General features: G+C 52.3%; 19 protein-coding genes and 2 pseudogenes. 17 read left to right on the plus strand and 4 right to left on the minus strand.

What is annotated here, in order from left to right:
- Positions 1-22: 22 nt before the first annotated feature.
- From ABC395_RS01505 to ABC395_RS01530, 6 genes are all read left to right on the plus strand, one after another.
- Complete coding sequence (locus tag ABC395_RS01505) at positions 23-385, plus strand: hypothetical protein (RefSeq protein WP_413000279.1); 363 nt, start codon at positions 23-25, stop codon at positions 383-385.
- Positions 386-535: 150 nt separating this feature from the next.
- Positions 536-895, plus strand: a complete 360-nt coding sequence (locus ABC395_RS01510) for a BlaI/MecI/CopY family transcriptional regulator (protein WP_413000280.1) — start codon at positions 536-538, stop codon at positions 893-895.
- Complete coding sequence (locus ABC395_RS01515; RefSeq protein WP_413000281.1) at positions 892-2,355, plus strand: M56 family metallopeptidase; 1,464 nt, start codon at positions 892-894, stop codon at positions 2,353-2,355. Before ABC395_RS01510 ends, ABC395_RS01515 begins: the two co-directional genes overlap by 4 nt.
- 248 nt (positions 2,356-2,603) lie before the next feature.
- The gene (locus ABC395_RS01520; protein ID WP_413000282.1) at positions 2,604-3,368 is read left to right on the plus strand and encodes a MerR family transcriptional regulator; all 765 of its coding nucleotides are present in this window, start codon (positions 2,604-2,606) and stop codon (positions 3,366-3,368) included.
- A complete protein-coding gene (locus tag ABC395_RS01525; protein WP_413000283.1) occupies positions 3,369-3,731 on the plus strand; it encodes a DMT family transporter in 363 nt (120 codons plus the stop codon). It begins immediately after the preceding gene.
- Positions 3,731-4,045, plus strand: a complete 315-nt coding sequence (locus ABC395_RS01530) for a DMT family transporter (RefSeq protein WP_413000284.1) — start codon at positions 3,731-3,733, stop codon at positions 4,043-4,045. The genes ABC395_RS01525 and ABC395_RS01530 overlap by 1 nt, the downstream gene beginning before the upstream one ends.
- Positions 4,046-4,098: 53 nt before the next feature.
- Here the strand turns inward: ABC395_RS01530 and ABC395_RS01535 are convergent, their stop codons facing one another.
- A complete protein-coding gene (locus tag ABC395_RS01535) occupies positions 4,099-4,413 on the minus strand; it encodes a hypothetical protein (RefSeq protein WP_413000285.1) in 315 nt (104 codons plus the stop codon).
- A gap of 195 nt (positions 4,414-4,608) precedes the next feature.
- Between ABC395_RS01535 and ABC395_RS01540 the strand changes: the two are divergent.
- Positions 4,609-4,832 (plus strand): annotated as a pseudogene (locus ABC395_RS01540) (DNA-binding protein).
- A 91-nt stretch (positions 4,833-4,923) separates the two neighbouring features.
- Complete coding sequence (gene msrA / locus ABC395_RS01545) at positions 4,924-5,604, plus strand: peptide-methionine (S)-S-oxide reductase MsrA (protein WP_413000286.1); 681 nt, start codon at positions 4,924-4,926, stop codon at positions 5,602-5,604.
- A gap of 144 nt (positions 5,605-5,748) precedes the next feature.
- Here msrA and ABC395_RS01550 read toward each other — a convergent pair.
- A pseudogene (locus ABC395_RS01550) lies at positions 5,749-6,610 on the minus strand (arsenite methyltransferase).
- 70 nt (positions 6,611-6,680) lie between these two features.
- A complete protein-coding gene (locus tag ABC395_RS01555; RefSeq protein WP_413000287.1) occupies positions 6,681-7,130 on the minus strand; it encodes a MarR family winged helix-turn-helix transcriptional regulator in 450 nt (149 codons plus the stop codon).
- Between the two features lie 206 nt (positions 7,131-7,336).
- Between ABC395_RS01555 and ABC395_RS01560 the strand changes: the two genes are divergently transcribed.
- The 6 genes from ABC395_RS01560 (at position 7,337) to ABC395_RS01585 (ending at position 12,573) form a co-directional block, all read left to right on the plus strand.
- Positions 7,337-8,635, plus strand: a complete 1,299-nt coding sequence (locus ABC395_RS01560; RefSeq protein WP_413000288.1) for an arsenic transporter — start codon at positions 7,337-7,339, stop codon at positions 8,633-8,635.
- Between the two features lie 46 nt (positions 8,636-8,681).
- Positions 8,682-9,101: an arsenate reductase (thioredoxin) gene (gene arsC, locus ABC395_RS01565; protein WP_413000289.1), complete on the plus strand. Its 420-nt coding sequence runs from the start codon at positions 8,682-8,684 to the stop codon at positions 9,099-9,101.
- 338 nt (positions 9,102-9,439) lie between these two features.
- Complete coding sequence (locus tag ABC395_RS01570) at positions 9,440-9,751, plus strand: ArsR/SmtB family transcription factor (protein WP_413000290.1); 312 nt, start codon at positions 9,440-9,442, stop codon at positions 9,749-9,751.
- Positions 9,752-10,018: 267 nt separating this feature from the next.
- Positions 10,019-11,206, plus strand: a complete 1,188-nt coding sequence (locus ABC395_RS01575) for an MFS transporter (protein ID WP_413000291.1) — start codon at positions 10,019-10,021, stop codon at positions 11,204-11,206.
- Positions 11,207-11,406: 200 nt separating this feature from the next.
- Positions 11,407-12,057, plus strand: a complete 651-nt coding sequence (locus tag ABC395_RS01580; RefSeq protein ID WP_413000292.1) for a hypothetical protein — start codon at positions 11,407-11,409, stop codon at positions 12,055-12,057.
- Positions 12,058-12,147: 90 nt separating this feature from the next.
- A complete protein-coding gene (locus ABC395_RS01585; protein WP_413000293.1) occupies positions 12,148-12,573 on the plus strand; it encodes a hypothetical protein in 426 nt (141 codons plus the stop codon).
- An 88-nt stretch (positions 12,574-12,661) separates the two neighbouring features.
- Here ABC395_RS01585 and ABC395_RS01590 read toward each other — a convergent pair whose 3' ends face one another.
- Complete coding sequence (locus tag ABC395_RS01590; protein WP_413000294.1) at positions 12,662-13,636, minus strand: hypothetical protein; 975 nt, start codon at positions 13,634-13,636, stop codon at positions 12,662-12,664.
- 465 nt (positions 13,637-14,101) lie between these two features.
- Between ABC395_RS01590 and ABC395_RS01595 the strand changes: the two genes are divergently transcribed.
- From ABC395_RS01595 to thrS, 3 genes are all read left to right on the plus strand, one after another.
- On the plus strand, positions 14,102-14,509 hold the full coding sequence (locus ABC395_RS01595) for a GNAT family N-acetyltransferase (protein WP_413000295.1): 408 nt from the start codon (positions 14,102-14,104) through the stop codon (positions 14,507-14,509).
- Between the two features lie 234 nt (positions 14,510-14,743).
- Positions 14,744-17,344 (plus strand): metallophosphoesterase, encoded by a 2,601-nt coding sequence (locus ABC395_RS01600; protein ID WP_413000296.1) that lies wholly within the window; start codon positions 14,744-14,746, stop codon positions 17,342-17,344.
- A gap of 370 nt (positions 17,345-17,714) precedes the next feature.
- Positions 17,715-19,628 carry a threonine--tRNA ligase gene (gene thrS, locus ABC395_RS01605; protein WP_413000297.1) on the plus strand — a complete coding sequence of 638 codons (1,914 nt, stop codon included), beginning with the start codon at positions 17,715-17,717 and terminating at the stop codon, positions 19,626-19,628.
- Positions 19,629-19,740: the final 112 nt, after the last annotated feature.

Consider the following 19,740-nt stretch of genomic DNA (forward strand, 5'->3'; position numbering starts at 1 on the left):
TTAGCGTCAGGCGGTGATTTGGATGAATGAAAAAAGTTGGCTGGTCGTGCAGTTTCCCCTCAAAAGCGCAAAAGGAAGCCAGCGGGACCATTGGTTAAAGGACAAAGTGACGGAGTATCTGGAGATGTTTTTATCTGATGCCGGGCTTGGCCATGTGGATGGGTTCGATATGGGAAAATGCGTGTCCGACCCGACTGCGTATGCGCTTAACATATTTTGCGTTGTGAACGATGAAACACAGGGTGTTGCCTTGATCAAAAAAGTTTTAAAAGAACACAGGCTGGATTATACCCGGATTAAAATTGCTGCCATGCCTTATGAGAACGGAGAAACATACACCTTGAAGTATGCTTACAAAAAGGGTGTGACCGATTTTTCTCTATGAGGAGAGGTTGGGAGCAGCTCTGTACATACAGAAGTCCCGGCTCAAACGCCGGGGCTTTTTATTGCAGTTCCACTCTTGACAACGAAGGTTTACTGCAATAGACTTATCGCAATAAGGTTTATCTAAATAAACCTGAGAGGAGGCGCTCCCATGGAACCGTACAAGTTATTCGATGCCGAATATAAATTCGCATGCCTGGTTTGGGATCATGAACCGGTCAATTCCACCGATCTTGTCAAGCTAAGCCAAACAAAGCTTGGCTGGAAGAAGTCCACGACGTATACCGTTTTAAGAAAGCTTTGCGAGCGGGGAATCCTCAAAAATGAGGAAGCGACGGTGACCGCTGTCGTTAAGAAAACCGACGCGCAGAAATACGAAAGCCAAACGGTAGTCGATAAAGCCTTCGGCGGATCTCTGCCGCAGTTTTTAACCGCTTTTCTGGGTGAAAAGAAATTGTCGGAGAAGGAGGCTGAGGAGCTGAAGCGGATTATTGAGGAGGCGACACGATGACGAGCCTGTTTATTGCGGTCCTTAATATGAGCATTACAGCCAGCTATGTCGCACTTGCAGTTATGATTACGAGATTGTTTTTAAAGCGGGCTCCTAAAATATTCTCCTACATTCTTTGGTCGGCCGTAGCCGTAAGACTGCTCATCCCTGTCAGCTTTACTTCAAGCTTCAGCCTGCTGCAGCCGATCCAACCTCAAGGAAAAGCCGGAACGGGATACCTGCAGTTTATTCCGCAGGATATGGGAATGCAGAACAATCCTACGATGGATGCCGGTATAAGCGGAATCAGTCATTTTATCAACTCGGCTCTTCCGGTTGCCGTGCCGGCGTCAAGCGTTAATCCCATGGGAGTCATTCTATGGATTGGAAGTATAATCTGGATAACGGGCACCGTCGCGCTCCTTTTTTATAGTGCTTTTTCTTACGTGAAATTAAGATCCAGAATCCGAACGGCGACTCTCGTAAAAGGAAATATTTTTGAAACGGACCGAATCACGACACCGTTTGTCTGCGGTTTTCTGAAACCGAGAATATACATCCCGACCGGTCTTAGCGAGCATGAGCTGCCGTACATTTTACTGCATGAAGAGACCCATATCCGAAGACGGGATTATTGGCTGAAACCTCTGGCGTTCGTTATGCTTACTGTCCATTGGTTTAATCCTATTATGTGGCTGTCTTATGCGCTTATGAGCAAGGATATGGAAATGTCCTGTGACGAGAGTGTAGTGCAGAAGATGGGCGACCGGATTAAAGGAAGCTACTCCACAACCCTGCTTTCGCTTGCGGTAAGGGGGAGCGGGCTGCGGACCGGTAGTCCGCTTGCCTTCGGAGAGGGGAATATCAAGGCCAGGATTAAAAATATTCTCGCCTACCGTCAGCCCTCTTCCTGGATGGCCGCGGTTTCCGTGCTTATTATTGCGGCGCTTGTACTAGGATGTTCAACTAATCCCAAGCCTTTGTCACAATCGTCCCGGATATCCCCGCAATCGCTCTATTCCGGATATGATATGGATATGCTTATGGGGAACAAAACGCTCTATGTAGGCAACAACATAAAGGTAGGCGGGCTACTCGGGGGGATGCCCAAGCCGGGCGGTTTGGAAGGCAAAGGAATTGAACTTCAAACGAAGGCTCAGCCTTACGGACTGACCGTCTATTATGAAATGAACGACGATACGGATGTAGTGGAAAACGGGGCGATGAGCGGTGAAGCGTTTTACCGCAATGCCGTCCTGCTGTTGAGCCTGATTGATAACGTCGACCGGATAACGTATTCCATTGCTGACAACACGGGACGTGGCGATGACTCGGCGTATAGTTTTACGCTCACAAGAGAACAAGCCGATCAACGGCTTGGAGAAGATGTCAGGTCTTATGGCCAAGATCAGGCGAGCCTGCGGCAGCTAATCGATCGATTGGACCGATTGAATTTCGGTGAAAGCGGGAGTGCGGTTTAGTCATGCAGGGTGCGGGGGGACGTTGGTTCGGTGATTGAATAGAGGGCGATCAATTTCGGACAAATGTTTCTGATTATATATTAAAAGAGCAGAAAGAAGGACGGACCTTCGCTTCTGCTCTTTTTTAGGTTAAAACGTTTAATCCGGCTGATCATTTGGCCTATTTGCGTTTCCTATTTTTTAACACCCCCTTGACTCTCTCCTATACTGGAGACTGTATAATTATGGATGCAAGGAGGAGAGTCCATTTGTACAGTATCGGGCAATTGGCCAAGAAGACGAACATATCCATAAGAACACTAAGATATTACGACGAGATCGGGCTGCTGAAGCCTGCCAAGGTGGCGGATTCGGGCTACCGGTATTATTCCGGGAGAGAGGTTAAGCTGCTCCGGCATATAGCGGCGTTGAAGGAATTGGGGTTTACGCTGAACGCGATCAAAAAGATGCTCTCTTCCGGGAAGGAATCCGGCGAGATCGACTGGAGGGCTTATCTGGATTTTGAACTGGCTGCCATAGCGGAGGAGAGAAGACGGCTGGACGAGATGGAGAAGCTTCTCCAAATTACACGGCACGCGTTCGAGATGAAGGGGGATGTCGAATCGGAGGACATTTTTCTTTTCATCCGGTCTTTGAATACGCCAGCCGAGAGCAGGGAAACGTTCCTGGCTCAAAATTTTACGGAAAAGGAGATCTCGATCATTAAAAATTTGCCGGACCTCAGCGCAGACGATCCGCGGAATATGGCGTGGGCGAAATTGATCCGGGAGGTCAAGGAGCATCTGCATGAGCCTCCGTCTTCGGCCGTTTCTCAAGAGCTTGCGGCTCGGATCGTAGAAATTTCGATGGATTGGTTTCAGCGGGATGAGGAACTTATCGAGAAATACTGGACCTTAATCCGTCCCGATAAGGGCGAAGAAGCGAAGGTGTACGGCATGGACGCCGACGTGATGGAGTATATCGACCGGATTGTCGACTGGTACTTAGAACATTTGGAGGAGGCGGGGGCGTAAATGGAAGTCAAATCAGAAGCCAAATCGGAAGTACGGATGAGTGAAGGAAGGGCCTGGCTCTATGTGATCCTGGGGGGTGTGCTTGAGATTGTGTGGGCGAGCGGCTTCAAATACGAGACTGTTCCTGGCATTGCCGTTCTTATCGCCTTGCTGACGAGCTTCGAGCTAATCATTAAAGCGACCAAGGTTTTACCGGTAGGGACGGTATATGCCGTGTTTGCGGGAATGGGAACGCTGGGGACTACGATTGTGGAAATCATTATGTCCGGGGGTGACGTCAGCCTGTTACGGATTGTTTTCATTCTGCTGCTGCTGGCTTTTATCGTCGGTTTGAAATTGTCGGGTAAAGGAAGTGAAACGTGATGGATTGGCTGCTGCTTATCTCGGCGGGACTGCTGGAAGTGATCGGGGTGATCGGAATCAAACGGGTCGCCCAAAAAAACAATATCACGAACAATATTATTCTTATCGGGGGATTTATCGTCAGCTTCCAGCTGCTTATCCGGGCAATGGAAACGATCCCTTTGGCGACGGCTTACGCGGTATGGACAGGGATCGGGACGGTTGGGGCGGCTGTTGTGGGAATGCTATTTTTCAAGGAACCGAGAGGCTGGATGCGGATCGGCTGTATTCTGGGTATTATATTTTCCGTCGGCGGCTTGAAATTGGCCGGTTAAATAAGTAGAGGAGCTGCGGCGGCAGCTCCTTTTGTGTTATCTCTTCAAACCGATCATAGCTGATTGCTGTAAAATTGAGGTGCCGTTTGCTGCACGGGGTATGTGTAGTGAGAAGCTCCTGTGTAAGATAGGGTGGATTGCCCGGGGAAATATGGAGCAGTTGTTCCTTGATTATTTTCTCGAAAAAAGAAAGGGTTAAAGAAGGGAGTGAAAAAAGGATTAAAAAAGGGAGTAAAGAAAGGATTAAAGAAGGGGGTTCCAAAGCCTCCAAATCCGAAAGGACTTCCAAACCCTCCATGCCCGAATCCTCCGGCTCCAAACCCTCCATGCCCAAAACCACCGGGTCCAAACCCTCCGTGAAAACTCATATGAGCCGCCTCCTATTTCATGGTGTAGGTATTTGTATTTGACCTTGATATTCTATGGGCTCCTGTCACAACCGGTGCCTGACTGAGGTGACTCTTCCAAATTCCGATGAGCTTAGGTTAAACCTCCCCTCTTGTGGTATACTTAAAGAATCGGTCAAGAAATGTACTGGCTAAGATTAGGAAGGTTGCCGTCTTATGCAAGCATTCCAGGATTGGAATCAAAAGGTGAAAAAGACGTTTAATGCGACGAGTAACGAAGTTGTGTTGACGGTTACGGAAGCCGGAAATTTACTGGGTCTGTCCAAAGATCAGATGAAAACCTTCGTAGATAAAATGCACTGACCAAGGTGCCGATTATGAGAAGCGTTCACAGGTACCTTTTATTGAAAAAGGAAATAGACGAACTGCTGAAGAGATAAAACACCTGGATAAGGTGTTTTTTTGTTGATGGGCCTGTTTAAGGGTAACAATAGACTGGAAGGGTATCGCTTAGAAGGGAGGGCGTTTGGTATGAACGACCGTGCGGGAACCGAACCTACAGAGCTTATTTTGCCGGAGAAAAAAATACAAGCGGCCACTCTCGGCATGGGCTGTTTCTGGAGTCCGGACGCCTTGTTCGGCCATCTGCCGGGTGTTATCCGCACCAAGACGGGTTATGCGGGCGGAACTGCGGAAAGGCCCACATACCGTGATATGGGAGACCATACGGAGACGGTAGAGCTGGATTTTGATCCTGCGGTGATTACGTTTGAGGATATTCTGGACGTGTTCTGGGACCATCATAACCCAATGAATATTAACGGATACAAAGGGCGGCAGTATTTGTCCCTGATTTTATATCATAACGCAGAGCAGCGGGAGGCCGTACAGACGGTAATCTCCAGGCGTAAAAAGCAGGGAAGTTCGAGGGCGGAGACAGAGACGGAAGTGGCCCTTTACTCGGTTTTTTATCCGGCTGAAGAGCGGCATCAGAAATATTATCTGAAAAGATTCCCCGATGCCCTCGACAAGCTCGGCACGTTGTACCCTTCTCACCGCGAGCTGGTGAGTTCGACTTTGGCGGCGCGGCTGAACGGACTGGCCAAAGGGTATACGAGCCTGGAGCGGGTTGCCGGAGAGATCAGGGAGTGGCCGATGGAGGCCGCGGCCCGGCAGAAGGTTCTCGATCTGATCCGGCAGATCCGGTGGTAGTCAGTCAGTCCGCGGAGGCCAATACCGGATTACAGAGTTCCCGAGCGCAGCAGGGGCACTTGAATACGATGCCATCGGGTTGCGGGGAACGAGTGAGGGTTTGGCGGCATCCGCGGTATGAACAGATGCTGGAGCACTCTTTTGTCAGTCATTAGCGCCTGAAGGCTTGACGGCCTGGATAACCGCCGAGACAATGTACCGGTCTATCGCAGCCCCGGGAACCCAGTCTTTAATAAATGCTTTGGACTGGTCTTTCGGTTCGATAGAAATGCCGGTAAAGCCGCTGTTTTGCAGCAGACGCTCCACATCCTCAATAGAAGAAGCGCCGGAAATACAGCCGGAGTGAAGATCGTTTATGTCGTTCCTGATCTCCTCCGGAAGCTCGGCGGTGGTAACGATATCGGAAACGGCGAGTCTGCCTCCAGGCTTAAGGACGCGGAAAGCTTCGCGGAACACCTGCTGTTTATCCGGCGAGAGGTTGATGACACAGTTGGAGATAATCACATCGACTGCGCTGTCGCCGACGGGCAGATGTTCAATTTCTCCGAGCCGGAAGCTGGTGTTGGAGAAATTGCCCTTCTCCGCGTTGCGGCGCGCGCGGGTAACCATCTCGGGAGTCATGTCGACTCCGATGACACGGCCTGCCGCACCTACCTGCCGGGAAGCCAGGAAGCAGTCGAATTCCCCGCCGCTGCCCAAATCCAGCACGGTTTCGCCGGGTTTCAGTGCCGCTATGGCTTGGGGATTTCCGCATCCGAGGCCCAGATTGGCACCTTCGGGCACGGCACTCAGACTCCTCGCCGGAATAGCCCAGCTTAGCCGAAATGGCATCGAAATCGGCGGGGGTACCGCAGCAGCTTTCCGTCTGGTTTTCTGCCTGGCTTTCTGCGGACGGCGTTCCCGTAGAGCAGCAGGTCGTCAACGGGATGGATTTGATGGCTACTTCTTTGTATTTGCTGCGTACATTGTGACGAATCAGATCGTGGTCGCGGTTTGCTTTTGTCATGATAATCACTCCTTAAACTATAAATAGGTCGCTAATATACTTGCAAAATGCAAATATTAATCGGAAAAGCTTACCCCGAAACCGGGGCACAGCAGCGGCTGGATTTCCCCATCGCGTCGTTGAACAGCTTTATGGAACGGATCAGCGTTTCCTTTTCGAAATCACTCATATAAGAAAAAACTTCTTCGAGATAATCTTTCATCTGAGTATCGATCGCGGTCGCGACGAATTTTCCTTCCGTGGTCAAAGAAAGCGTGTGAATACGCCGGTCGACAGGATCGGGCGTTTTTTGAATAAGCTTCATTTTGATCAGAGACTGCACCTGCCGGCTGAAGGTTGTAATATCGGTTCCGAGCGTCTCCGCTATCTGCTGCATGGAAGGCTTGTGCAGGCGGTCGATTTCATAAAGAATGTGACTTTGGACAAGAGATATATCGCATCCGCCCACTGTACAGCAGTTCTTGTTAAGCAGCCCGAAACGCCGGGTCATCACTTGGAAAAGCTCGCGTTCATCCTGCATAGCTATCACCTCCTGCATCATTTATACAGCATATAATTGCAAAATGCAAATATATTATGAGTGCAGAAATGGAGGTTGTATATATAAACATATGGTTATATAATAATGTCGGTTTCTTATTGTTTTAAAATATCCCGGATTACAGCGTTTTATAACAAAAAATAAATTTCAGCAATGATCGCAGCGATAAATTGGAGGTTGGAGCAGTGAGTACGGTAGTTTGGGCGGGTCTTATTTTTATCATTACATTGACGCTGATTATTTGGCAGCCCCGAAACTTGTCTATCGGCTGGTCGGCGTGCGGCGGAGCGGCTGCGGCCCTTCTTGCGGGGGTGGTCACTCTTCAGGATGTTTGGGATGTTACGGACATCGTCTGGAACGCCACCCTGACATTCGTGGCCATTATCCTGATCTCGCTGATTTTGGACCGGATCGGCTTTTTTGAGTGGGCGGCTCTTCATATGGCAAAAGCGGCTAAGGGGAGCGGGCTTCGCATGTTTGTTTACGTGTCGGTGCTGGGAGCCTTTGTCTCGGCTTTCTTTGCCAATGACGGAGCCGCGTTGATTCTGACTCCGATTGTGCTGGCGATGGTGAGGGCGCTGCGCTTCGACGAGAAGAAGGTGTTCCCGTTCATTATTGCGGGCGGATTTATCGCGGACACGACGTCGCTTCCGCTGGTCGTCAGCAATCTGGTGAATATCGTTTCGGCAGACTATTTCGGAATCAGTTTCATGGAATATGCCGGGAGAATGATGGTGCCGAATTTATTTTCGCTGGCTGCCAGCATTCTGGTGCTGTATCTTTTATTCCGGAAAAGCATTCCCCGGCATTTTGATGCGCAGCAGGTGAGAAAACCGGCGGACGCGCTTAAAGATCCAGCGATGTTCCGCCTGTCGTGGGTGGTGCTTGGAGTTCTGCTGGCCGGGTATTTCGTCAGCGAGTTTCTGAGCATACCGGTGTCGGTCATTGCCGGAGTTATTGCCGTCTTCTTCCTGCTGATGGCCCGCAGAAGCGCGGCGGTTCCGGTACGGGAAGTGGTAAAAGGCGCCCCGTGGGCGATCGTTTTTTTCTCCATCGGGATGTACGTTGTTGTATACGGGCTGCGCAATGCGGGCTTAACCGATCTGCTGGCCGGTGTTATTCAGGCTGCGGCCGACCGGGGGGTGTTCGCGGCGACGATGGGGATGGGCTTTCTTGCCGCGCTGATTTCATCGCTCATGAACAATCTGCCTACCGTTATGATTGACGCTCTCGCTATTGACGCCACCCGTGCGGCAGGTATCACGAAAGAAGCGTTGATCTACGCGAATGTGATCGGCTCTGATCTGGGGCCCAAAATTACCCCGATCGGTTCGCTGGCCACGCTGCTCTGGCTTCATGTCCTGAATTCCAAAGGGGTGAAAATCTCTTGGGGCACTTATTTTAAAACGGGTATTCTTCTTACCGTTCCTACCCTGTTTATTACACTGCTGGGGCTGTACTTCTGGCTAAGGATAGTAGCGTAAAAGCAGGCGGGAGCGTCAGGGAATAAAAGATAAGGGAGGCACGAGCATGCCAAAGAAAACGATCTATTTCTTATGCACGGGAAATTCCTGCCGGAGTCAGATGGCGGAGGGCTGGGCCAAGAAGCTGCTTGGCGCGGACTGGAACGTTCACAGCGCGGGCATTGAGGCACACGGGCTTAATCCGGGCGCAGTGGAAGCGATGAAGGAAGCGGGCGTAGACATTTCGGGCCAGACGTCGGACAAAATCGATCCGTCGCTGCTTGACCGGGCCGATCTTGTCGTCACCCTGTGCGGAAATGCCGCCGACCGCTGTCCCGTGACGCCCCCGCATCTCCGGCGCGAGCACTGGGGCTTCGACGATCCTGCCAAAGCGCAGGGCACGGAGGCGGAGAAGCGGGCTGTTTTCGGGCGGGTGCGCGATGAAATCGGGGAGCGCATTCGACGTTTTGCCGCCACAGGCGAATAAATAAAACCGCCAAAGCGGACCGGCTTGGAAGCTGATCTGCCGGCGGTTTTTTGCTTTTTGCAGAGGTTAAAAAGCAATGCTCTCCATAGGCTGAGCGAAGCAAACCTGCCGCTCCAAATGTTTTCATGGTGTTCGATAATTTTAGAAGCCGGCTTTTTCTAAGTATAGCCCGCCGTGATGGTGAAATCAGCAGGTGTTTGGTGCCAAGGGTGTGGGAGAGGATGAAGGTTCACCGGGCGAGTTACTGCAAGCGAACAACGTATTTTAGCCATAAAGGATGGCGGGCGATTGACGGAATGCCGGGTTTACAAATCTATAAATCTAGATATAATAGGAGCATGGAACCTTTATTGATCTATAAAGCATTGGCGAACGAAACAAGGCGGCAAATTCTCGACTGGCTGAAAGATCCTGCCGAACATTTCGATCCGGCACCGTACCTCCAGCATGGCATTGAAATCAAAACCGGCGTTTGCGTAGCGGATATCCAGGGGAAGTCGGGGCTTGCGCAGTCGGTGATTTCCAGCTATTTAGCCACCATGCAGAAGGCCGGTTTAGTCGAATCGGAACGGGTGGGCAAGTGGACGTTCTACAGACGCAATGAAAAAACAATCCGGGAGTTTGCTGATTATATCCGGAATGAATTGTAGGAGAGGAGGGCATTTTTTTTGGCTCAATAAATCTATATATTTAGATAAATAGATTAAATGACGATTCATTTCATGAGAATAATTTCAAGGGGACTGCTCTAACGGTAAAGAGCGGACATTCCGCTTTGTCTGGACTAACCGCATGTAGGACTGGCTTAGGCTGATCAGCCTGCGTTAGAGCCACTTAGTTCCAATACGAACGACAGTCCCTCGATTTTCTCATTCCACATAGATACAAAATACGTGTCAGACAGGAGTGCTTGCTGCATGAAACAAAGAAACCCGCTGCTCATTATGATTCTCGCCTTGGGCGTTTTCGGCATTATTACAACAGAGATAGGTGTGGTCGGAGTGCTGCCCCGGATTACGGAAAAATTCGGGGTGACGGCTTCCCAATCCGGCCTGCTGGTCAGCTTATTTGCTCTTGTGGTGGCTGTGTCGGGTCCGTTTCTGACGCTGCTTGCTTCAGGAGTAAACCGCAAACGGATCTTGCTGCTTTCCGTACTTGTCTTCACGATTTCCAATGTCGTTTACATGCTCACGGACAGCTACGGGGTGATGATGTTGTTCCGCATCCTCCCGGCATTTTTCCACCCGGTATTTTTCTCGGTGGCGCTGGTGACGGCAGCCAAGCTCGTTCCCCCCGAGAAGAGCGGCGCGGCGGTGACGAAAGTGTTTGCCGGCATTACGGTCGGGTTCGCTTTCGGCGTGCCCCTCACTTCCTATCTGGCGGAACAATTTTCGCTGGAAACGGCGTTTCTGTTCGGGGCGCTTGTGAACGCGGCCGCCTTTCTGGGCATTCTTTTCTGGCTGCCGTCCATGCCGGTCGGAGAAAGAATGTCTTACGGCAAGCAGCTCGGCATTTTACGGAAACCGGGCTTGTGGCTCAATATTGGTGCCGTTATGTGCCTGTTTGCGGCGATGTTCTCGGTATACAGCTATTTTGCCGAATATTTGGGCCAAGTGACCCGGATGTCCGGCTCGTTAATCAGCGCGATGCTGATGGTGTTCGGTCTCGTGATGATCGCGGGTAATTTTATGTTCGGCGTGATGCTCCAGAAGAGTGTAACCAAGACGGTTATGCTGTTTCCGCTCCTGTATATCGTCCTTTATTTGCTGAACTATTGGATGGGGCTGTACTTGATACCGATGCTCGGAATGATTGTCTTGTGGGGAATTGTACACTCAGGGGGCCTCATTATCAGTCAAACATGGCTGATGGATGAATCGGGGGAAGCTCCCGAGTTCGGGAACAGTCTTTTCGTATCGTTTTCGAATCTGGGGATTACGATAGGAAGCGCGGCCGGCGGCTGGTTTATTTCCCGGCTGGGCGTTCATCAGCTTGTCTGGAGCGGAATCTTGTTTGCGGGACTCGCATTTGTTCTGATTCTGATAAAAAGAGGCGTTTCCCGCTCTCAGGCGGAACCGGCGGGACAGCAGACTGCTGCCGACTAACCTCCGTCAAGCGTTAAATGTTTGGAGCGCGGCGTTAAAGGGAACAAGGGGGCTGGAATCAGCAGCATCCTCTGCCGGCTTGTACAGGCAGGAAAATTTTTATACGATAAAGACGATCCTTACGGAACGAAAAATAGCACCGGGATAGATAAAGCTCCCGCGAAGAACCCGACAAATCTTGCCGACAGGAGGAGAAAACAATGAAAAACTGGGAACGTCCGCTGGCAGAGCCGGCCGAACTGAAGAGACAGCTGCTCCATATGGCGGCATTGGATGTAATCATGAGCGAAGAAGAGTGGCTGAGAGTGTACCGGTACATACCGGCGTGGAAGGCAGACGCCGCACTGGGGATCGTCGAGAACGGGGCGGGCGATGATGTGTATGTGGTTTTTGCGGCCGAGGGAGTCATTATCAAAGGCTTCGACCACATGTCGCCGCTCAGCCCGCACGCCCGGGACGAGTATGGAGTATGGCCGGGCATGTATGAGACGGCACCGGCCGGTCTGCTCGCCTATCTGGACAACGACCTGTTCGAACGGGAGGACGTCACGTTCTGCGTCTGGCGGCAGTCCGGGGATTCGGCGTGGAAGACCGGAGATCTTCAAGAGGCCGAAGGACAGGACGACGGGGCCGATTTTCTGCTCGGCTATCTGGAGAATACACCGGAAGAACATGCGGAGTGGGCCGTATCCTACTACGAGAAACCGGTTGATCTTGAAGCGATACGCGGGCTATTCGCGGGTGCGGCTGTCACGGAAGAGCTTATAAAGGAGCTAAACCCGCAGCGGAGCGCGACAGATGCCCTGGCGGAGCTGGAGAGCCTCGGTCTGCGTGCCAACCGGGGCCGGTAACAGGACGCTTCCTGGCAGCGTACGATGAACGGAAGGCGCACGGCGATACAGCCGTTCTGTCTTTCACCGGGAAGGGAGCGGATTTCCGCAATGACCAAAGAAGAAGCGAAAGAGCTGCTGAAATGTCACGCTTTCGCTCATGAGGATATAGAGTCGGAAAAGATGCGCAGCGGATTTCTGGGCATGCTCCGGCCATTCGGCGGCGAGCTGGACGAGCGTAATTTTCATGAACTTATGGAAATTATCGAAGTGCTTGCGGACGAGCTGGAACGCGGTGAGGTGGACCGGGAGATCATGGCCTGCCTGTGGGGGATCTGCCAGCTTGCGCGGGCCTGGGCTCTGGTGCCGGGCGGTATGCTTCAGCGGAACGGACTGCTCTCGGCAGAGCAGACGGAGACTCTCGAAGAGTGGCTCGACATGTTGTCGTATGCCGTTATGATTTTGCTGGAAGGCGAAGGAGGGCGGGAGGAAGCGTTCTGGGGTTACCGCGATTATGTAAAGAGCCGGGGCATGTAAATATAAAAGAGGACGGGGCTGTTCCGACGATCAGCCCGCGTCCTTTTTGCGTACAGAAAAGTGTCCGTTAGTTTCCTTCTTTCGTAAATTAAAGTGGATTAAATTGTCCCAGCCAGATATAAATGCCCATCAAGCCAAACACGACGATGCAGAAGTTAACGGCAACGAACAGGCAGCGCATGTAGGCGGTACGGTGGAACTGGTAGAGTGTCTTGGCGGCACCGCTCCCTTCGATAATGAACAAGATAAGAATGGTATGCATAATGGTATGACCCACGATCTCTTTAAATCCGAAAAAGGTGGTCGTCATGAGAAAAACGCCGGTCAGCAGAAGAGCGGTGAAACGGTTCATAATTCCCATAATAAAAGCCCAGGCGAGCCCCATTTCGATAAATGCGCTGATGAGCACGAAATCTTCAACCGTGAAGCCGAGCGTAGGGAGCCCGTATTCGTGCATAAGCGAACAGGCCAGCTTGGCCAAGGTCAATTTTTCCATGGAAAGCCAGGCAAGCGACAGTCCCGTGCACAGGTAGAGAATGGGGGTAGCCGATTGCTTCCAGCGGCTCTCGGAGACGAGCAGATAATAAATCACGCCGGCGTAGAAAAAATAATCAAGCCCGTGGAAGAGACCGTACGTAACGAGGGCGTACCCGTACAGGATGCCCAGCGCGATCCCGCTCACGACCAGCAGCCTGCGGTGGAGCAGTCCCGCGATGGCCGCAATCAGCACCGCGTATACCCAGACATGGTCCGACACGAAAGCCGGCGCGAGATACGTGCCCGTAAAAAGCTGCATCAGCAGGCCCAGGCCGACACCGACGCGCAGAATAAGCAAATGGTAGCGCTTTATTCCGTTTAAAAATTGATGAACGCGGCGCACCAGTCCGATCCGTTCCAGCGATTGGCTGAAGAGGACGCAGGCGAGAAGAGCGGCGATCGTAACCCCCAGCCACAGCAGGAAAGCGGGTGTAATGACTTTCGCCATAGGTTGAGGGTTCCAGACGTGATCCTCGGTAAACCATTTGACATGGACGTACAAACCGCTCCATTTTGGAAGATACATATTCTGATTTCACCTCCTTGGTAAAGTAAAATTTCCGGCCGTTCATTTTTTTAAACAACCATTTTATAGGTAATTAACGGAGTTAACTTACAACCTTCAAAATAATCGAAGCGCTTGCAAAAATAGCGCATTTCAAAGCTTTATCTGGATAAAGTATTTTTACAAATTATAGTACCACATCCAATTAGAAAAGTAATCGACAATTTTTGTTCAGTTTTTGTCCTTATTTGTAGAAATTATCTCCATTCGACACGGAACGCGGTACCTGAGCGTTTATCTGACTTTTTTCGTCAAAAATTTCTCTGCTTCCGGTCCGGGGAAGAGAAGGTTCTGCAGGCTGCCCTGCAATAAAATCAGCTTCACAACCCTTCTCTGCGGGTAAAGAGGTTTTACAGCGTGCTTACATCTTTAGCGCGAAACGACAGAAACGACAGAAACGACTACTCTTTCAGGAGGTGCGATAAAATGAGTGAATTGAACCGGAACTTGCCGGAAGAAAAGGATTCTGCCCCTCGTGAAACGGGTGAAGAGGGATATGTGGATATCGTGGTCCAGAAGCAGGGAACCAGCTATATCCTGACGGGCATTGGCGGCACGGTGGGAGAGATGACCTATCACATGGTCGACGTCGATACCTGGATCGTGAATCACACGTTTATCGATCCCAAGTACCGGGGACGCAACCTGGGGCGGATGCTGCTGGATTGTGTCGTCGCGGAAGCCCGCGAAAACGGCCGGAAAATTATCCCCGCCTGCTCGTACGTATTGGAGCAATTTAAGCAGAATCCGGATGAATTTGCGGATGTTTGGCTGAAGGAAGGCGAGACCAAATACTCGGATACGTACAGTTCCGACAGTATTTTAAAAGGCTGAAAAGACCGTCAGACGAAGCGTGGAAGGCAAAAGCACGAGTCCGTGAGGACCGTGCTTTTTTGTGCTGCCTGTAAGGAAGCGCTTGCCGGAGTGCTTGTGTTTGTATACTCGCTTATCTTTGAGAATTTACAAAAATTTGGAACGCATGCTAAAATAAATGAGGCAAAATTAAAGCGCTTTAATTTTGCGGAAGCACCGCTTTACCAATCTAATCACATGAGGAGAGGAAGCGAAATGCGGAAGGATCGAGTTTTTCCGGGAAAAAGAATGAAGCGTTCCATCAGCCTGTTCGTCGTGTTCCTGCTGCTGGCGCTGGACTTGGCCGGAGCCGTTGCGGCAAGCGGGACGGCGGTAGCGGACAGCGGCGCACGGACGGAAGCGGCGGCGGTTAAAGAAACGCTGGCGCAGTGGATTTTCAAAGACAAGGGCACCAACGGTGTGTTCCCCGCCACGGGCGGTGTGTTCCAATCGGCTTCTTCCATCCGCGACATAGGCACCAATACCGACCAGTACACATACGAACCGGGTGAAAACAGCGTCCGCAACCAGGGCTGGCACGACGGCAGCGGCAAGAAGTATTGGCAGGCGGCGCTTTCCACACAAGGATACGAAAATATCACCTTGTCTTCGCAGCAGACTTCCTCAAGCACGGGTCCTCGTGACTTCAAAGTTCAATTCAGCACCGATCAGCAGACGTGGACGGACGTTCCGAACGGAAAGCTGGTTCTCGCCCAAAATAATTTCAATTGTCCGAACAATACCTGCAAATTGAGTGAACTTCCTCTCCCGCAGGCGGCCAACGATCAGGGTGTCCTGTACATCCGCTGGGTCGTAAACTCGACCGTCAGTGCAAGCGGCGGTACGGTATCCAGCTCCGGTTCCAGCCGGATCAAGGATGTACTCATAACCGGCGAGCGCGGAAGCGGCGAACCGGGGGAAAATCCCACGACGGCCGTAAGCAGAATTCCCGCTCCCGGAGCGGCAGATGCGGCTGTAAACACTGAAATCAGCGTGACCTTCAACAAAGCCGTGGTGCAGGATAACGCGTATAAAGCGGCGATCACGGACAACGGCGGCGCTTCGCTTTCCGGTGTCTCGTCGACGGTAAGCGGCAGCACTCTCAAAATCAGCCATCCCGATTTGGCCGCCGGAAAAACCTACAAGGTTACCGTGCCCAAGGGACTCGTAAAAGGCGCCCAGGACGGCGTAAACCCGTCCGCCGACATTACGTGGAGCTTCACCACAAGACTGCCGGACACCGGCAATAAAGCGCCTTCGTTGCTGAACATGACGTTCAATGGCGATCCGAAAACGAGCATTTCGTTCGACTGGTATACGGCCGAGACGGTGAAGGGCACCGTTGTCCAGGTGGTCGAGGCTTCCAAAGCACCGGAAGGCACATTCCCGGCTGATTTGGCGCAGAGCTATACAGGCAGCGCCACCGTCATCGACACGTTAATGACCGCGAGCGACAGAAGCTCGAAGAAATACAAGAAATTCGCCAGCCACAAAGCGACTGCTAACGGGCTTAAACCAGGTACGAAGTACGTGTACAGGGTCGGCAACGGGGATTCGGACGGCTGGAGCGAAACCGGTTCTTTTACGACGGACCGGGCCGACAACCAGGATTTTCATTTCCTCTACGTAACCGACACCCAGGGCTCCAGCAAATCCAACTTCGAGCTTTGGCAGGACACGTTCAAGAGAGCCATTGAAAAAACCGTAGATCCCAAATTCGTCCTGCTGACGGGGGATTTGACGGATGACGGCGATCTGGAGCAGCTGTGGCAGTGGTTCCTGGGCGTTCCGAAAAAGGAATTCGCCAACGTGCCGTTCGCCCCGATTATCGGCAATCATGAGGTGGAAGACTACCCCAACAACAATTTCTACAACCACTTCAATTTGCCTAAAGATGTCGGGACGGGCGCTCATGACGGATCCGTGTATGCGTTTGAATACGGCGATGCTCTCTTTATGCAGATCAATTCCCAGTACGAGGGCGATGTCTCTCCATATAAAGCCGATCCCCAATTTACGAAGCAGCTGGAATGGATGAGGAACCAGGTGGCCAAGTCAGACAAGAAATGGAAATTTGTTTCCATGCACAAAGGCCCTTATTCCTCGGGTGACAACGCCACGGCGGAAGACGACCGGGTTAAATTTTACCGAAAGTATCTCATTCCGGTATTCGACGAACTGGGCGTGGACATGGTTTTCGAAGGCCATGACCATATGTACATGAGATCCTACCAGATGCTGAATAACGTTCCCATCAAAAACGTCATTATCGACGAACAGGGCAACGTGGTGAACCCGAAAGGTACCGTATACCTGATGGGCAACTCCGCCGCTTCGAAGTTCTACGACCGCAATCCGGACGCGGATACGTTCTTCGCCGCCAAGAACGAGCAGCCGAACAAGAAGATGTTCGTGGATGTATCGATTACCGGCGACGTTCTTAAATTCACGTCCTACACGGCCGTAAAAGACAAACCCGTCGCTGTCTATGAGTCCTACAGCATCAAGCGGACGGACGGCAAACCCGGCAAAGTGGAGAATGCCGGCGCCGTCAAGCAGTCTAACAAGGCGGTTATTTCCTGGAAATCCCCTTCCAGCACTTCCGAGCCTGTCAGAGGCTACCGCATCTACGAGAAAAACGGCAGAGCGGGCATTCTCTGGAGTGCCTATGTCCCGGCCGTCAGCGGGCAAACCGCCTACAGCTATACGCTGAGCGGCATCGACTCTTCACAAACCTACGAGTTTGTCGTTAAAGCGGTGGGGGGAAGAAATAATTCGGAGCCGGTTGAAGTCAGTACCGCAGGCGGCACGAAGTGATTTGTAGCGGGAAAAATTAGAAATTCGCGGCTTGACATCTTTCAGGGGCGAATCTATAATTGCTACCCATAAGGCATTGACCAAAGACAAGATCCCCTTCACGGGCTGCCCAGAGAGAGAAGCGCCAGCTGAAAGCTTCTCCTGCCGACGGATGCGGAATTACCCCTTTGCAGCCGTGGCATCGAACCCGCAATGAAACCGGCGGCAGTAGATGACACCGGATCATCTCCGTTACAGGATGCCAAATGAGGATTCTGCGCGCTTTACCGCAGATCAAATGAGGGTGGAACCACGAGCTGAACGCACTCGTCCCTTTGTGGATGAGCTGCGTTTTTTTGCGTTCAACAAAACACTCGTGGAGGGATAAGCGATGAACATTCAAGTGAAATTGCCAGACGGATCGGTCCGGGAGTACTCCAGAGGAACGACAGTCGAAGAGGTGGCCCAGTCTATCAGTCCGGGGCTACGAAAAAGCGCGTTCGCCGGCAAACTGGACGGCAAACCGGTCGATCTGAACACGATTATCGATCGGGACGGCGCTTTGGAGATTATTACGCCGGATAGCGACGGCGGGCTGGACATTTACCGGCACAGCACAGCGCACCTGATGGCCCAGGCCATCAAGCGGATTTACGGAAGCAAGGCCGTGAAGCTCGGCATCGGACCGGTAATCGAAGACGGGTTTTACTACGATCTGGATCTCGAAAAACCGTTGTCGACCGAAGATCTGGCCGCCATCGAGAAGGAAATGGAGAAGATCGCGGGCGAGAACCTGCCGATCGTCCGCCGGGTCGTAAGCCGGGAGGAAGCCCTTCGTATCTTCGGCGAAATGGAGGATCCCTTGAAGCTGGAGCTGATCCGCGACCTGCCGGAAGAGGCGGAAATTTCGGTCTACGAACAGGGGGAGTTTGTCGACCTGTGCAGGGGACCTCATCTGCCTTCGACGGGGCGGATCAAGGCGTTCAAGCTGCTGAACGTGGCGGGCGCTTACTGGCGCGGCGACTCCGCCAACAAGATGCTCCAGCGCATCTACGGTACGTCGTTCCCGAAAAAAGCGCAGCTTGACGAGCATCTGCATCTGCTGGAGGAAGCCAAGAAGCGCGATCACCGCAAGCTGGGCAAGGAACTCGGCCTGTTCATGTTCTCTGAAGAGGCCCCCGGCATGCCGTTCTACCTGCCCAAAGGGATGACGATCCGCACGGAGCTGGAAAGCTTCGCCCGGGAACTGCAGCGGCAGCGGGAATACGACGAAGTGCGCACGCCGTTCATGATGAACAGACGTCTCTGGGAGCAGTCGGGACACTGGGACCATTACAAAGACAACATGTATTTTACCGATGTGGACGATACGAGTTTCGCATTGAAGCCCATGAACTGCCCGGGCCATATGCTGATCTATAAAAACAGCCTGCACTCGTACCGGGAGCTTCCGATCCGTCTTGCCGAGTACGGGCAGGTGCACCGGCACGAGATGTCCGGAGCGCTGAACGGAATGATGCGCGTGCGCACATTCTGCCAGGACGATGCGCATCTGTTCGTCCGCCCCGACCAGATCGAAGAAGAAATCGGCCGGGTGATCGAGCTCATCGATCATATTTACGGCGTCTTCGGGTTCGAGTACAAGATCGAGCTGTCTACGCGTCCCGAGGACTCCATGGGCTCTCAGGAGCTGTGGGACCAGGCGGAGGGCTCCCTGAAAAGCGTGCTCGATAACCGAGGCATCGAATACCGGATCAACGAAGGCGACGGCGCGTTCTACGGGCCGAAAATCGACTTCCATATCCTCGATGCGCTCAAGCGGAGCTGGCAGTGCGGCACGATCCAGCTCGATTTTCAAATGCCGGAGAAATTCGATCTCATCTATATCGGCGAGGACAGCCTGAAGCACCGGCCGGTCGTTATCCACCGGGCCGTGTACGGTTCGGTCGACCGGTTCATCGGGATCATCACCGAGCATTTCAGCGGTGCTTTCCCGCTCTGGCTGGCGCCGGTGCAGGTGAAGCTGCTGCCGGTATCCGACCCTTATGCCGATTACGCCATGCTTGTGAAAAAATCGCTGGACGAAGCGGGCATCCGGACGGAGATCGACCTGAGGGGCGAGAAGCTGGGCTACAAGATCCGTGAAGCGCAGCTGGAAAAAGTGCCGTACATGTTTGTTCTCGGCGAGAACGAAAAAAATACGGGCACGGCGGCGGTCCGCAAACGCGGTGAAGGGGATCTGGGACCGAAATCGGTCGAGGAGATTTGCGGGCAGATTCTCGAAGAAATCCGCAGTAAAGCTTAGAAACGGAAGAAGAATACCCGGAAGGCGGGCTTCATGTTTCCGTGAAGGGCTTTAAGCGAAAAATCCGGGTGGGTGTTTCAAACGGACCCCGCCTGGCGTCGAAAGGATGAAG

It is taken from the genome of Paenibacillus canaveralius (assembly GCF_047238265.1).
Lineage (GTDB): Bacteria > Bacillota > Bacilli > Paenibacillales > NBRC-103111 > Paenibacillus_F.